The sequence below is a fragment of the Paraburkholderia sp. 35.1 genome (genome assembly GCF_050436525.1).
Classification (GTDB): Bacteria; Pseudomonadota; Gammaproteobacteria; order Burkholderiales; family Burkholderiaceae; genus Paraburkholderia; species Paraburkholderia tuberum.
In genome coordinates this window covers 3,836,881-3,851,619 of record NZ_JBNDMJ010000003.1, presented here as the reverse complement: position 1 = coordinate 3,851,619, position 14,739 = coordinate 3,836,881, and the positions used below count along the sequence as shown (strand labels likewise).

General features: G+C 65.6%; 11 protein-coding genes and 1 pseudogene. 3 read left to right on the top strand and 9 right to left on the bottom strand.

Annotation, left to right across the window (positions count from 1 at the left end):
- Positions 1–19: 19 nt before the first annotated feature.
- Positions 20–2,572, bottom strand: a complete 2,553-nt coding sequence (locus OKW27_RS38030) for a penicillin-binding protein 1A (protein ID WP_429336475.1) — start codon at positions 2,570–2,572, stop codon at positions 20–22.
- 134 nt (positions 2,573–2,706) lie between these two features.
- Here OKW27_RS38030 and fabV point away from each other — a divergent pair, with 134 nt between their 5' ends.
- Complete coding sequence (fabV, locus tag OKW27_RS38025; protein WP_090804884.1) at positions 2,707–3,903, top strand: enoyl-ACP reductase FabV; 1,197 nt, start codon at positions 2,707–2,709, stop codon at positions 3,901–3,903.
- A gap of 81 nt (positions 3,904–3,984) precedes the next feature.
- On the opposite strand, the gene OKW27_RS38020 is transcribed toward fabV, so the two are convergent.
- The 3 genes and pseudogenes from OKW27_RS38020 to OKW27_RS38010 form a co-directional block, all read right to left on the bottom strand.
- Positions 3,985–4,329: a hypothetical protein gene (locus OKW27_RS38020; protein WP_090804882.1), complete on the bottom strand. Its 345-nt coding sequence runs from the start codon at positions 4,327–4,329 to the stop codon at positions 3,985–3,987.
- Between the two features lie 156 nt (positions 4,330–4,485).
- On the bottom strand, positions 4,486–5,109 hold the full coding sequence (locus tag OKW27_RS38015; protein ID WP_429336474.1) for a glutathione S-transferase family protein: 624 nt from the start codon (positions 5,107–5,109) through the stop codon (positions 4,486–4,488).
- A gap of 84 nt (positions 5,110–5,193) precedes the next feature.
- Positions 5,194–6,094, bottom strand: a pseudogene (locus OKW27_RS38010) (LysR substrate-binding domain-containing protein).
- A gap of 93 nt (positions 6,095–6,187) precedes the next feature.
- Between OKW27_RS38010 and tam the strand changes: the two are divergent.
- Positions 6,188–6,985 carry a trans-aconitate 2-methyltransferase gene (tam, locus tag OKW27_RS38005; RefSeq protein WP_429336473.1) on the top strand — a complete coding sequence of 266 codons (798 nt, stop codon included), beginning with the start codon at positions 6,188–6,190 and terminating at the stop codon, positions 6,983–6,985.
- Between the two features lie 261 nt (positions 6,986–7,246).
- Complete coding sequence (locus OKW27_RS38000; protein WP_026225375.1) at positions 7,247–7,612, top strand: hypothetical protein; 366 nt, start codon at positions 7,247–7,249, stop codon at positions 7,610–7,612.
- 203 nt (positions 7,613–7,815) lie between these two features.
- On the opposite strand, the gene OKW27_RS37995 is transcribed toward OKW27_RS38000, so the two are convergent.
- The 5 genes from OKW27_RS37995 to nirD all read right to left on the bottom strand — a co-directional run bounded on the left by OKW27_RS37995 (position 7,816) and on the right by nirD (position 14,721).
- Positions 7,816–8,181, bottom strand: a complete 366-nt coding sequence (locus OKW27_RS37995) for an ArsR/SmtB family transcription factor (RefSeq protein WP_429336472.1) — start codon at positions 8,179–8,181, stop codon at positions 7,816–7,818.
- Complete coding sequence (locus OKW27_RS37990) at positions 8,165–8,596, bottom strand: SRPBCC family protein (protein WP_429336471.1); 432 nt, start codon at positions 8,594–8,596, stop codon at positions 8,165–8,167. The genes OKW27_RS37995 and OKW27_RS37990 overlap by 17 nt, the downstream gene beginning before the upstream one ends.
- The gene (locus tag OKW27_RS37985) at positions 8,583–9,950 is read right to left on the bottom strand and encodes an MFS transporter (protein WP_187610065.1); all 1,368 of its coding nucleotides are present in this window, start codon (positions 9,948–9,950) and stop codon (positions 8,583–8,585) included. The genes OKW27_RS37990 and OKW27_RS37985 overlap by 14 nt, the downstream gene beginning before the upstream one ends.
- 170 nt (positions 9,951–10,120) lie before the next feature.
- The gene (locus OKW27_RS37980) at positions 10,121–14,305 is read right to left on the bottom strand and encodes a molybdopterin-dependent oxidoreductase (protein ID WP_429336470.1); all 4,185 of its coding nucleotides are present in this window, start codon (positions 14,303–14,305) and stop codon (positions 10,121–10,123) included.
- Between the two features lie 50 nt (positions 14,306–14,355).
- On the bottom strand, positions 14,356–14,721 hold the full coding sequence (gene nirD / locus OKW27_RS37975; RefSeq protein WP_429336469.1) for a nitrite reductase small subunit NirD: 366 nt from the start codon (positions 14,719–14,721) through the stop codon (positions 14,356–14,358).
- Positions 14,722–14,739: the final 18 nt, after the last annotated feature.

The window sequence follows — 14,739 nt, the reverse complement described above, 5'->3', positions numbered from 1 at the left end:
CAGCCTGCCCGGGTCGCCTTCAATTCGCCCCGCTGCCGTTACTCGACCCTTCTGTGCCCTGACCGCCCGCATCGGGCGGCACGAGGTCGTCCGGCGTCGGGGTTGGCGCGAGCGCTGCCGCACCGCCGCCGTGCGCTTCACCGTCGACGGTATTACCCGGCGCCGGCGCGGGAGCCGACCCCGACCCCGACCCCGACCCCGACCCCGACCCCGACCCCGGCAGCAACGGCGGCAACGCGCGCGCTTCGCCCTGCACCGCGGACGCGCCCGCTGCCTCTGACACCGCCGCCGGTGCCGCCACGGCAGACGTCGGTGGCTGCACCGACACCACCGGCGCGCGCCGCGCCGGAGCACGCGCCACGACCTGCTTGTCCGGCTGCGCCGGCGTGCGCGTGAACAGGTGCCCGATCCAGTCGCGCAAGCGTTCGGCGCGCTCGGCGAACCAGCCCGGCTGCTGCGCGGTATCGAACTTCATGTGGCTGTCGACGAGCCGCGAGCGCTGCGCGCGCTGGAAGAAATCGCCGACGATCGGCAGCGCGCTATGCGCACCCTGCCCCCAGTAATCGCTGCGCAGCGTCACGCGGCTGTCGTTGAAGCCGACCCATGCCCCCGCCACCAGTTGCGGCTGCATCAGGATGAACCAGCCATCCGCGTTGCCCTGGGTCGTGCCGGTCTTGCCCGCGACATCGCCGCGCACGCCGAAGCGCGTGCGGATGCTCGCGCCGGTGCCGCGGCTGACCACGTCGCGCATCACGTCGACCAGCGTGCGCGCCGTGTCGGCGGGCAGCTCGCGACTCGGCGTGGCCGGCTTGAATTCGGCGAGCAGGTTGCCGTTGCGGTCCTCGATGCGCGTGACCATCAGCGGCTCGACGTAGCCGCCGAGGTTCGCGATCGTGCCGTACGCCGACACCATTTCCTTAAGCGTGACCGGGCTCGTGCCGAGCGCGAGCGACGGCACCGGGTCGAGCTGGCTGTCGCGCACACCCATCGCGCGCGCGAGCTTGGCGACCCTGTTCGGACCCACCGACTCCATCACCTGCGCGGTGATGCGGTTGCGCGAATAGGCGAGCGCGTCGCGCAGGCTGATCATGCGGCCGCTCGGCTCGTCCTCGTCGTTCGGCTTCCAGATTTCGCCGCCGGCGAGTTCGATCTGAACCGGATTGTCCGGCAGTTTGTCGTCCGGCTTCGCGCCGGCCTCGAAGGCCGCCGCGTAGACGAACGGCTTGAAGGTCGAGCCCGGCTGACGGCGCGCCTGCTGCACGTGATCGAACGGATCAACGCCAAAGTCGCGGCTGCCGACCCACGCCTTGATCTCGCCGGTACGTGGGTCCATTGCGAGGAAGTCGGCCTGCACGCGCGTCTTCGTGTCGCACACGCTCTGCACGAGCTTGCGATCGGCGAGCAGGCGTTTCAGCGCCTCGTCGTCGGCGAGGCCCGTGTCTTTGGCCGCGCGGAAGTCAGGCGTTTCGCGCAGGAACGTGCGCAGCAGGTCCTTGTCCGCCGAGCAGCCCGCGCGCGTGCCCCACGCGGAGTTCGCAATGTTCTGCAACTGGTTGCCCTGCAGCGTGACCGCCTGGGTCGCCATCGTCTGCAGACGCGAGTCGATCGTCGTGCGCACGACGAGTCCATCGGAATAGATGTTGTAGTCGTTGCGATCGGCCCACGCGACGAGCCATTTGCGCAGTTGCTGCGTGAAGTGCGGCGCGGGCCCGGGCGGCTCGATCTGGCGCTCGAAGTCGAGACGCAGCGGCTTGCGGGCGAGCGTGTCGTACTGGGCGGGCGTCAGCTTGCCGTACTTGACCAGCTGCGCGAGCACCGTATTGCGCCGCTGCAAGGCGCGCTCGGGGTTCAGCACCGGGTTGTAGTACGCGTTGCCCTTCAGCATGCCGGTCAGCGTCGCCGCTTCGAGCACGTTCAGCTCGGATGCGGACTTGTCGAAATAGGTGCGCGCAGCCATCTCGATGCCGTACGCGTTGTACAGGAACGGGACCGTATTCAGGTAGGTTTCGAGGATCTCGTCCTTCGTGTAGAACGCCTCGATCTTCAGTGCGGTGATCGCTTCCTTCAGCTTGCGCGTCAACGTCGGCGCGCGGCCGATTTCGTCGGGATACAGATTGCGCGCGAGCTGCTGCGTGATCGTCGAGCCGCCTTGGCGGTCGCCGGAGAACGTGTGCAGCGCGGCCGACGCGGTGCGCCGCCAGTCGATCCCGAAATGCTGATAGAAGCGGTGATCCTCGGTCGCGATCAGCGCGTTCACGACGTTCGGCGAGATGTCCTTCAGCTTGACCCACTCGCGGTTCGACGGCTTGAACTCGGCGAGCAGCTTGCCGTCCGCCGACAGGATCTGCGCGGGCTGCTCGATCTTGGCCTTGCGGATGTCGCCGATGCTCGGCGTGAAAGGAATCAGCAGCAGCACGTACAGTACGAATAGCACCGGCAGCGCGGCGAGCCCCCACGCGAACGTGCGGCGGGTCGGATGGCGCAGATGCCATGCGGCCTTCGCGAACAGCGGGTTCGCGAGCGTCAGCCCTTTGTCGAGGGCCGCCAGAAAGGAGGAAAAGAGGCGCTTCACTTGCTGTCGTCGGCTGGGAAAGGCGCAATCGTAGCAAGATGTGGGGGGTACGCCGGTTTTTGCTTCGTTCGCGGCATGGAGTGCGGCTCCGGCGGGGCCACTATAATGTCGCCAATTCCGACAAGAGGTGCTTCATGATCATCAAACCGCGTGTGCGTGGCTTCATCTGTGTATCGACCCATCCGACCGGCTGCGAAGCCAACGTCAAGGAACAGATCGAGTATGTGAAGGCACGCGGCCCCATCGCCAACGGCCCGAAGAAGGTGCTCGTGATCGGCGCGTCGACCGGCTATGGCCTCGCCGCCCGCATTAGCGCAGCGTTCGGCTCGGGCGCGTCGACCCTCGGCGTGTTCTTCGAGCGCGCCGGCAGCGAAACCAAGGCTGGCACGGCTGGCTGGTACAACACTGCGGCGTTCGAGAAGTTCGCCACCGCCGAAGGCCTGTACGCGACCAGCATCAACGGCGACGCGTTCTCCGACGAAGTGAAGGCGCGCACGATCGAAGTGATCAAGCGCGATCTCGGCCAGGTCGATCTGGTCGTCTACAGCCTCGCGGCGCCGAAGCGCCAGCACCCGAAGACCGGTGAAGTGTTCAGCTCGGTGCTCAAGCCGATCGGCAAGGCTGTCAATCTGCGCGGCATCGACACCGACAAGGAAGTGATCAAGGAAACCGTGCTCGAACCGGCGACGCCGGAAGAAATCGCACACACGGTCGCGGTGATGGGCGGCGAGGACTGGCAGATGTGGATGGACGCGTTGGGCGTTGCCGGCGTGCTCGCCGACGGCGCCAGGACCACGGCGTTCACCTACCTCGGCGAGAAGATCACCCACGACATCTACTGGAACGGCTCGATCGGCGCGGCCAAGAAAGATCTCGACCAGAAAGTGCTCGGCATCCGCTCAAAGCTCGCGGCCAAGGGCGGCGATGCGCGCGTCGCGGTGCTGAAGGCAGTCGTCACGCAGGCAAGCTCGGCGATTCCGATGATGCCGCTCTATCTGTCGCTGCTCTTCAAGGTGATGAAGGAAAAAGGCACGCACGAAGGCTGTATCGAGCAGGTCTACGGCCTGTACAAGGACAGCCTCTATGGCAGCCAGCCGCATCTGGACGACGAAGGCCGTCTGCGCGCCGACTACAAGGAACTCGATCCGCAGGTGCAAGGCCGCGTGCAGGAGCTGTGGAACCAGGTGAGCAACGACAACATCTACGAACTCACCGATTTCGCGGGCTACAAGACCGATTTCCTGCGCCTGTTCGGCTTTGAAATGAAGGGCGTCGATTACGACGCGGACGTCAATCCGGACGTGCAGATTCCGAATCTCGTGCAGGTTTGATCCAGCGGGGGCGGGCCCGCTTCGCGACTTCGCCCCTGAGGTTGCCCCTCCTCGCCTCCCTCCCCTCACTCCTTCAACACGTCAGCACGGATACGCGCCCTGCAACGCGCGCAGAATCGCGAGCCCGATTGGAAAATCCTCGGAAATGCCCGGATGGTTCGCGAAGAACGCATCGAGCAACGGATAGACCGTCTGGTTGCCGATCGCGAGCGTTGGTGGCGGACAGAACAGCTGCGGCTGTTTCCTCGCGACCAGATCGCCGTTCGCCCAGCCGAACGCGTTGATCGTGCCGGTGATGTACGCCGCATAGATCGAGTTGTTGTCGGCGTGTGCCCAGCGCTTGTATTGCGCGGCCGTCATTTCGGCGCTCGCGTTCAGAGTGAAGCACGCCGCCAGCAAAGCCAGAGCGAATTTCGTTAACCGCATCGTTGAACCTTCAATGTCGCTAGATGGCCGCCATTGTAGGCGACGCGGGGTGCACCGCGCAGAAGCCGTCGAGCGCGGGAATTCACAAGCAGGGCGTAAGCATTGAAGGCGGATTCTGTAAGCACCGACAGATTGCAGAAGCGCGCGAATCAACGATTACGGCGTGCCGTTTCGGCAATGCTTGCGATACCCGTCGCGCTCGGCCAGGCGCGCCATATAAGCGGCCAGCGCCGGCAAATCGTCGTGCTGCTGCGGCGTTTCGAGCCAGCGGTTCGCGGACAGCGCGATCGGAATATCGGCGAGCGAAAACGCGTCGCCCGCGATATACGCACCGGTGCGCGCGAGTTGCTGCTCGACGATCGCCATATGCTTCGACCAGTTCGCGCACGACGCGGCGATCTGGCGCGGGTCCTGATGTTCGGGCGAGTGCCGCACGAGCGCGAGAAACGCGTAGCTCCACGAGCGGTTCAATTCGCTCGCCTGCCAGTCGATCCATTGATCACAGCGCGCGCGCTCGACCGGATCGGCCGGATACAGCCCGTCACCGCGATAACGGTTCGCGAGGTAACGGATGATCGAGTTCGATTCCCACAACACGAAGTCGCCGTCGCGGATCACGGGGACCATCGCGTTCGGGTTCAGCGCGCGGAATTCGGCGACCTCGGTCGAGCGAAAGCCCGAGCCCCAGTCTTCCTGTTCGAACGCAAGCCCAAGTTCCGCGCAGGTCCACAACACCTTGCGCACGTTGATCGAGGTGGTCTTGCCGAGTATCTGCAGCATGAGTCGTTGGGTGTCGCGTGGATTGAACGGGTTGAAGGAATGAAACTCGCAAGCCAGCCAGTTTGCCTTGCGCGCGGCGCGCCGTCATCCGCTTTTCAGCGTCGCCTGTTCGCGGATCATGTCGTACAGCGCCTGCGCGGCCGGTGACAACTGCGCGGTCTTCCGCGCGACGAGCACCAGCGTGCGCGACACGGTGGGCTGCGTGAGCTCGACGGTGCGCACGCTCGGATACGCGCCGTTCTGCAGCGCGAGCGCGGGCACCACGGCCGCGCCGACGCGTTGCGCGACGAGTCCGACGGCGGTCGAACTGCGCTGCACCTCGTAGAACGAACGCAGCGCGAGCTCGCTCGATTCCAGCGCGACGTCGAGCAGCGCGCGATTGCCACTGACCTCGCCGGCGAAAATCAGCGGGAACGGCTGCAACTGCCGCCATGCGATGCGCCGCCGCTTCGCGAGTGGATGGTCCTCGTGGCAGATCAGCACGTAGCGGTCTTCGGTGAGCGGCACGGTGGCGAGATCGGGATGATGCTCGCGCGCGATGTTGATGCCGAACTCGACCTCTCTGCGCAACACGGCCTCCTCCACCGCCGCCGACGCGTGATCGAGAATCTTGATGCGATTGTGCGGATAGCGCGCCGAATACGCCTGCAGGATGCGCGGCAGATACTGCACGCCGACGGTCGGCACGCACGCGATCGACACGTCGCCGCGTCGCGCGATGCCCGTTTCGCGGATCTCGACGAGCGCGTCCGCCAGCTCGCCGAGCAGCCGACGCGCCTGCGGCAGAAAAATTGCGACCGATTTCGGTGAGCGCCATCGAACGCGTGGTGCGCTCGATCAGCGTGACGCCGAGATAGCTTTCGAGCTTGCGCAGCCGCTGCGTGATCGCGGTTTGCGTGACGCGCAGCGAATCCGCCGCGCTCTGGAAGCTGCCGCGATCGGCAATCGCGACGAAAGCCTGCACGCCGAGCGTGTCGATTTTCATTAGAAAAATGAAGTAATCGGGATCATAAATTCATTTTACTCCGGGCTGTCAGCGGCCGAGAATGGCCGCAACGAACCCGCGAAGGAGCAAAAGATGACCGACAAAACCACGAACGAGCATAGCGATTGGCACGCGAAGCAGTACATGTTGTTCGAGAACGAGCGCACGCGGCCGGTCCGCGATCTGCTCGCGGCGGTGCCCTTGAACGGCGCGCGGCTCGCGGTCGACATCGGCTGCGGCCCGGGCAACTCGACCGAGGTGCTGGCCGAGCGGGTGCCGGGCGCGTCGGTCAGTGGCATCGACCGCTCCGCCGACATGATCGCGGCGGCCCGTCGGCGGCTGCCGCAATTTTGCTTCGACATCAGCGACGTTTCGACGTGGGACGCGCACGGCCCCTTCGATGTGATCCTCGCGAACGCGGTGCTGCAATGGGTGCCGGACCACGAGCGGCTGTTCCCCGCGCTGGTGGCAAAACTTGCCACGGGCGGCAGCCTCGCCGTGCAGATGCCCGACAATCTCGACGAACCGGCGCACCGGCTGCTGCGCGAAATCGCCATCGACGGGCCTTGGGCGACGAAGCTGAACGGTATCGAGCGCACCATGCGCTACGACGCAAACTGGTACTACGCGCTGCTCAAGCCGCTGTGCGCGCGCGTCGACGTGTGGCGCACGGTCTATCACCACCCGCTCGCGGGCGCCGACGCGGTGGTCGAATGGTTCAAGGGCAGCGCGCTGCGGCCGTTTCTCGCCGCGCTCGACGACGCCGAACGCGGGGCGTTTGTGCAACGCTATCGCGACGAAATCGTCAGAGCCTACCCGGCGCTCGCCGATGGCACGGTGCTGCTGCCGTTTCCGCGGTTTTTCATCGTCGCGACGCGCGGCGAACGTTGAAGCCGCGCCGGGAACCGCTGCGAGCCGGTAAATGCCGGCGCTTCGGCTGCGGTGGATCGTCCCGGGGCGATCAGATCGCCGCCGCACCACGCTGACGCACCGCCCGAAAACGCCACCTGTGGCGGCGCCGCACGCTAAGGGTGGTCAGGAATTGCCGCCCGGGAATTCCGCATGCTAATGTTTGTAAAAAGCGTGTGTAAAAAGCGGAGGACGGCGCCCGCCGGCCTCACCGGGAAGCCATTTACTGCAGCGAGCGTCGCCATGAGTGATGTACGCCAACATCTGAGTCCCCGTGACCGCCTGGAGCTGTTGTGCTGGCTCACATGCGGAAGCCTCGGCGCTTATTATCTGAACGAAGACTGGCCCGACGCGGCGTTTCACGTGCAGTCCGCACACAAGTGGCTCGACCGCCGCGCGCGCGAAGCCGACTGGCTGTGCGTCGCGAAGCTGTCGGCCACCGCGGTCGAAATCGCGCGGCGCCACGCGCGCTTCGTCGATGCCGACTGGGCGCGCGACGCCGTTGAAGAAATTCTCGATACCGACGAACTCGACCCGCAAGCCCGGCTCGTCCGGCAGGTTCTGGCCGACTGCCAGAACGCGCTGGCCGACAAGCGGATCGCCGATTAGTCGCGGGCTCGTTTTTCTTCCTTTTTTACAGCGGATTGGGGGCCAATTTTTTGGCCCCTTTTTGTGTTGTTCCGCGCTTCCGCGCACGATGTGCCGCTCGCAGTCGGTAAAAAATGCGGCACCCGCCGTCGCGTACAGCCTACCGGCAGGCGGCCAATCCGCATGCCGGCTCGGTTCGGGCAATCACCACGGACGCCCGCCCTTCATTCTTCGACCATCGTCTTCAGCTTCAGCAGCGCCTGATCCCACTGCCGCGAAATCGCGTCGAGCGCGCGGCGTGCCGCGTCGAGATGCGTGGGCTCGAACGCCCACAGGCGCTCGCGTCCGACCTTCACGTCGTGCACGAGGCCCGCGTCGGCCAGCACCTGCAGATGCTGCGTGACCGACTGCCGCGTGATGTCGGTGCCGGCCGTCAGCTGCGCGATCGACATCGCACTGCCCGCGCACAACGCCGCGACAAGCCGCAGACGCGTCTCGTCACCGAGCGCCGCGAACACCGCCGCCGAACTGCGCAGTGTCGCCGCCTTGAGGCCCGCCCTCGCGGGGGCCGCCCTAGCTCGCGCCGACATATCGCTCGACGTTGACCATCTGCTGCTCCCAGCCGCCGTCGTTCAGCCGGAACGCTTGCGCGCGCCGCCCGACCGGCAACTGGTCGAAGCCCGATTCGACGACGCGCAGCAGCGTGCCCGACTCGACGTCGCTCAGATCGAATTCCACGAGCGTGGTCGGCTCAGGCGTGTAGTCGATCGTGATGTCGATCGCGGCCGGATGCCAGCGCCACGACAGATGATGCTCGGGCTCGACACGCTCGACCAGCACGTTCATCAGCAGATGCTCATAGCCTGGATAGGTGATGTGCCCCTGCGTGGATTGCCCCGCGACGAACTGCTTGCCGGTGAGATTCACGCCGAACCATTTGCCGAATTCCTCGGCGTTGGACAGCGCACGCCAGACGCGCGAGCGCGGCGCCTTACTCCGTCGCATGCGCGTGCATGACGCCGGTTTGCATCGACCACGCCATCCACGGCCGGCGCAGCGCGACGATCGCAAGGAACGCGCAAGCCGACAGCGTGCCGAACGTCGCGAAGCCCATTTGATAGCTGCCGGTGCTCTCCTTCGCGATGCCCATCACGACCGGCAGATAGAAGCCGCCGATGCCGCCCGCCGCGCCGACGATGCCGGACATCAGCCCGGTGCGGCCGGCCCAGCGATGCGGCACGAGCTGGAACGTCGCGCCATTGCCGAGTCCGAACGCGACATAGAGGCACAGCAGCAACGCAATGCCGCCCGCGAGCGACGGCATCGCCGCCGCGAACAGGAAATCGCAAACAGCGATGATCGCCAGCAGCACGGTCAGCGCGCGCACGCCCGACACGCGGTCGGCAATCAGGCCGCCGAGCGGGCGCACCATCGCGCCGGTCGCGGCGAGCAGCGCCATGAACAGGCCCGCGTCGATTTTCGACAGTTGATACAGGTTGGTCAGCAGCAGCGACACATACGAGGACATACCGACGAAACCGCCGAACGTGATGCTATAGACGAGCATGATGACCCACGTATCGCGCTCGGCGAGCACCGAGCGGTAGCGTTGCGGCAGCACCGCGATCGCCAGCAGCGCACCGATCACCGGCAGCAGCAGCACGCCGGTCTTGCCCGCGCCGAATAGCCCCGCTTCGACGAGCAGCACGAGCGCGATCAGGCCGACCAGCGTCGTCGCGAAACTGCCGAAGGCGCGCAGCACGCTGCCGGTTTTGACGCCCGCGTCGTTGGCCCAGAAGTACAGCGTGATCGCGGCGATCGCGAGCAGCGGCAAGGCGCCGCCCGCGGCGAGTTGCCAACCGTAGCGCGTCGCCAGTTGCGGGAACAGAAAGCCGTCGAGCACCGCGCCGATGTTGCCGGCCGCGGCCAGTCCCAAGACGAGGCCCTGCACTTTCGGCGGATAGTTACTGCCGGCCATCGGCAGCGCGACCGCGAAGCTGGCGCCGCCGACGCCAAGGAACACGCCGAGCACCAGCAGCATTTCGTACGACGGCACCGATTGCAGCAACGGCAGCACGATCGTCGGCACCGCCGACAGCAGCACGCCCATCAACGCAATGCGTTTGCCGTGCGCGGACTGATACAGATTGCCGAGCGTCACGCGCAGAATCGCCGCGGACAACACCGGCACCGCGACGAGCAGACCCTGCTGCGCGGGCGTCATCGCGATGCTCTTGCTGATGAACGGCGCGAGCGGCCCATACAGCACCCAGACGGTGAAGCCCGTGTCGAAATACAGAAAGCAGGCGACCAGTGCGCGCCAATCACCGCTTCGCAGGGAGTGCATCACGTTTTTCATCAGAGATCCTCAGTAAATAAAATGACGGGTAGTCCAGTTGCTGCGTTACTTGTGTTTTGCGCCGGCATGTCGCCCGGAGTTTTCACTGGGACTCGACACGCAAGCGTCATACCATCGGGCTGTCTGTTACGAGGCCTTTTTAAAGGCATCTTCTGAAACGCATCGGCGGCTCAATACACGTCGCGTGCATAACGCTTTTCGCGCGTCAGACGGCTCACGTATTCGAGTGCTTTCTCTTCGCTCATGCCACCGTGAGTCGTGATGACGTCCTTCAGCGCCGCATCGACATCGCGCGCCATCCGGTTCGCGTCGCCGCATACATAGAAGTGCGCACCGTCTTCGAGCCATGCCCACAGTTGCGCACCGTGTTCGCGCATGCGGTCCTGCACATAGATCTTGTCGGCCTGGTCACGCGAGAACGCGACGTCGAGCCGGGTCAGCAGACCGCTCGCGCGCATCGCTTCGAGTTCGTCGCGATAGTAGAAGTCGGTCGCGGCATGCTGTTCGCCGAAGAACAGCCAGTTGCGTCCGCGCTCGCCTCGTGCCTGCCGTTCGTGCAGAAAGCCGCGAAACGGTGCGATGCCGGTGCCCGGCCCGACCATGATCATCGGCGTGTCCGATTGATGAGGAGGACGAAAGTGCGCGGACTTCTGCACGAACACGGGCACGTCGGTGTCGCTTGCGCGATCCGCGAGAAACGTCGACGACACGCCCTTGCGGTGCCGCCGCCCATTCGTATACCGCACCGCCGACACCGTCAGATGCACTTCGCCCGGATGCGCCTTCGGGCTCGATGCGATCGAATACAGACGCGGCTGCAGACGCTTCAGCATGCCGGTCAGCTCGGCGGCCGAGAGGCTCACCGGAAACTCGTGCAATACGTCGGCGAGCTGCTGTCCCCATAGCCATTGCTTCAGATCCGCCTTGCGTTCGGGCGCGAGCAGATCGCCCAGCGCGCCGTTGCCGCTGCGCGCCGCGACGAACGCGAGCGCCTCGGCGCTCGGCCGCGCGATCTCGTAGTGCTTGCCGAGCGCATCGGCGAGCCGCATGTCGCCGATACCCGCGACGTGCACCGATGCCTCCGCGTACAAACCGCTCAGCGTGATCAGTTCGTCGACGAGTTCGGGGCAGTTGCTCGGCCACACGCCGAGCGCATCGCCCGCTTCGTATTCGAGGTTCGTCTCGCCCGTTTGCAGCGACACGTAGCGGGTATCCTTTGCGGCGCCCTGCCGGTTCAGGCGCAGATTGCCGACGACGCGCGACGCGGCCGGCCGCGCCCTGGTCGGCACCGCGCCCACCACCGCGTTGATCATGCCGCCCGGCGGCACCGCGTACAGCGCGGCATCCGCCTGCTTGATGCAGACGATCACGCGTTCGAGCCATGCATCGGCGCCCTGCTGATATTCAATATCGCAATCGACGCGCTCGCTCAGACGCAGCGCACCCTGCGCGGCGAGCCGCTCGTCCAGACGGCGGCCGTGACCGCAGAACTGATCGTAGTTGCGATCGCCAAGCGCGAGCACCGCGAAACGCACGCCGTCGAGGCGCGGCGCCGTGGCGGCGTTCAGTTGCGTCCAGAAGTCCTGCGCGTTGTCGGGCGCATCGCCGTCGCCGAACGTGCTCGTCATCAGCAGCACGTATTGCGCCTTCGCGAGCGTCGCGAACGAATAGTCGGCCATGCACGCGGTGCGGATTTCGAAGCCCGATTCCATCAGACGCGTCGCGTAACGCTCGGTCAGCGACTCGGTGTTGCCGGTTTGCGAGGCCCACAAGAGCGTGACCTTCGGCCGCACGCGCACGATGCGCACGCCCGATTCGCGTGGCTGTTCCTGTGCGAGATTCGGCCGCAAGGCAGCGGTCGACGTCTGGGCTGTCGTCGCGCTGCGGCTATACAGTCCCGCAAGCAGACCATCGACATAGAGCCGCTTCACCGCATCGAACGGTGCGCTGTGCGGCAGCACCGGCACGTTGACGAGACCTTGCGCTTCGGCCGAACGCAGGCCACTAACGAAACCCGCCAGATACGCGCGCTCCGCGTCGCTGAGCGACGGCATGGGCGCGGGCTCGGGCGGCAGTTGCAGCAAAGTCGTGAGGGCTTCGATACGAGGCATGGGTTGATCCTTGGCGCTGGGCGCTAAAACCGCTGCCTCGGCGGGGGTAGAGAGCGCATCGTCGTCATTGCGAGTGCTCGCGTCGCGATCCGCCGTCACCGGACTCAGCGCGACCGCGCAGACTTTCAGTTCGGGCTGCAGAGAAACCGGATCGACCGCGTCGTTGGTCACCGCATTGATGCACAGTTCGTCGCCGAACACGTCGTTCCAGTGCATCGGCGCGAAGCACTGACCCGCGCTCACACGATCGGTGACGACGGCGGGCAGGACCGCGCGGCCGCGCCGCGAACGGATCTCGACCGCGTCCTTCGCGCGAATCCCGAGTTCGGCCGCGTCGTCCGGATGAATTTCGACGAAGGGTCCCGGGTTCAGCTTGTTCAGCATCGCGACCTTGCCGGTCTTGGTCATCGTGTGCCACTGATGCTGCAGACGGCCCGTGTTCAACACGATCGGAAACTCGCGATCGGGCAACTCGGCCGCAGGCTGATACGCACGCGCGAAAAACTTCGCCCTGCCGCTCGCGGTCGGAAAAGCAATGCGCGGGTGGCCGCCATCTTCCGACTCCCTGAGTGTCTGGCTCACGCCGTCATTCAGATAGCGAAGCGGATTGCGCTCGGACGAATCGGCCGACGCGATCGGCCACTGCAGTGGCGAGTCCTTCAAGCGGCGATGGCTCGCGCCGCGCAGGTCGTAGCCGGTCGCGGGGTTCGCCGCGCGCGTGAGTTCGGCGAACACTTCGTCGGCGCTCGCATAGCTGAACGCATCGGCAAAGCCCATTTCACACGCGATGCGCGCGATGATCTGCCAGTCGGGCAGCGCCGCGCCGGGCGGTTCGATGGCTTGCTGCATCAGCGTCAGATTGCGCTCCGAGTTGACCATCACGCCTTCGGCTTCGGCCCACAACGCGCCGGGCAGCAACACGTCGGCGTAGCGGTTCGTTTCGGTATCGAGGAACGCGTCCTGCGCGATCACGAGTTCGGCCGCGCGCAAACCGGCGATCGCGGTCTGCCGGTTCGCGACGGTCGCGACCGGATTCGTGCAGATGATCCAGCACGCCTTGATGTCGCCCGCGGCCATGCGCGCGAACATGTCGATCGTGCCGGTGCCTGCGTCCGCTTTGAGCGTGCCCGGTGCGATGCCCCACAGTGCTTCGACGAACGCGCGATCTGCGGCGACCAGCGCCGAACGCTGCCCCGGCAGAGCAGGGCCCATATAGCCCATTTCGCGGCCGCCCATCGCGTTCGGTTGGCCCGTCAGCGAGAACGGCCCACTGCCGCGCCGGCAGATGCGGCCCGTCGCCAGATGCAGATTGCACAGCGCGTTGGTGTGCCACGTGCCGTGCGTGCTCTGGTTCAGGCCCATCGTCCAGCAACTCATCCAGTCTTTGGCCGACCCGATCATCTGCGCGGCGCGACGGATGTCGTCGGCGGCGAGGCCCGTGATGCGGGCGACGTTCTCCGGCGTGTACCCGGCCAGAAACGCGGGCATCGCGTCCCAGCCTTCGGTGTGTTCGGCGATAAAAGCCGCATCCGTTGCGCCGTTTTCGTGCAGCAGATGCAGCAGACCGTTCAGCAGCGCGAGGTCGGTGCCGGGTTTGATCTGCAGGAACAGATCGGCTTTCCCGGCGGTCGTGTTGCGGCGCGGATCGACGACGATCAGCTTCGCGCCCGCCTTCACGCGATCCATCATGCGCAGGAACAGGATCGGGTGGCAGTCGGCCATATTCGCGCCGCTGACGAAAAACAGATCCGCGTGATCGAAGTCTTCGTACGAGCCGGGCGGACCGTCCGCGCCGAGCGACAGTTTGTAGCCGCTCGCCGCGCTCGCCATGCACAGGCGCGAATTCGCCTCGATATTGTTCGTGCCGATAAAGCCCTTTGCGAGCTTGTTGACCAGATACTGCGCTTCGAGCGACATCTGCCCCGACACGTAAAACGACAGCGCATCGGGACCATGCTCGTCGAGCACGCGCCGCAGACGCGCGGCGGTATCGCTCAGCGCCTGCGCCATCGGCAGCGGCACCGGGTCTTCGTCGCGCGCACGACGCACGAACGCGCCTTCGAGACGACCCGACTTGCGCAGCGCGACGTGGGCCGACTGCCCTTTGGTGCAGAGCCGGCCAAAGTTGGCCGGATGCTCCTTGTCGCCAGCGATCTTCACGACCTGGCCGTCCTCGACGTGCAGCACCATGCCGCAGCCGACGCCGCAATACGGACACACGCTCTTTACGCTGGTAGCAGACATGCGCGAATGATCGGGTTGAAACATCGGAACGATGGACAAAGGCCGCTACCTCAAACCGCGACCCACACCTGGCCGTTTTCGACGCGCGTGGCAAATGCGCTGACCGAATACGACGGCGTTTCGAGGCATTCGCCGGTGCGCAGATCGAAGTGATGCTTGTAGATCGGCGACGCGACGACGATGCGCTCGCCGAGGCTGCCGACGAGTCCGCGCGACAGCACCGCCGCGTGCGAACCCGGATCGAAGTTTTCGATCGCGTAGACCGTGGGCTCGGCCGGCGACTCGACTTGGCCGCGATCGACGTGAAACACGGCCACCTGTTCGCCATTGACGAGCGCGCAAACGCCGGTGTTCGGCACGATGTCGTCGAGTGCGCAGATCGCGGTCCAGGCGCGGGGCAAGCGTTCGTTCTTCATGACTGGGCTCCTTTTGAG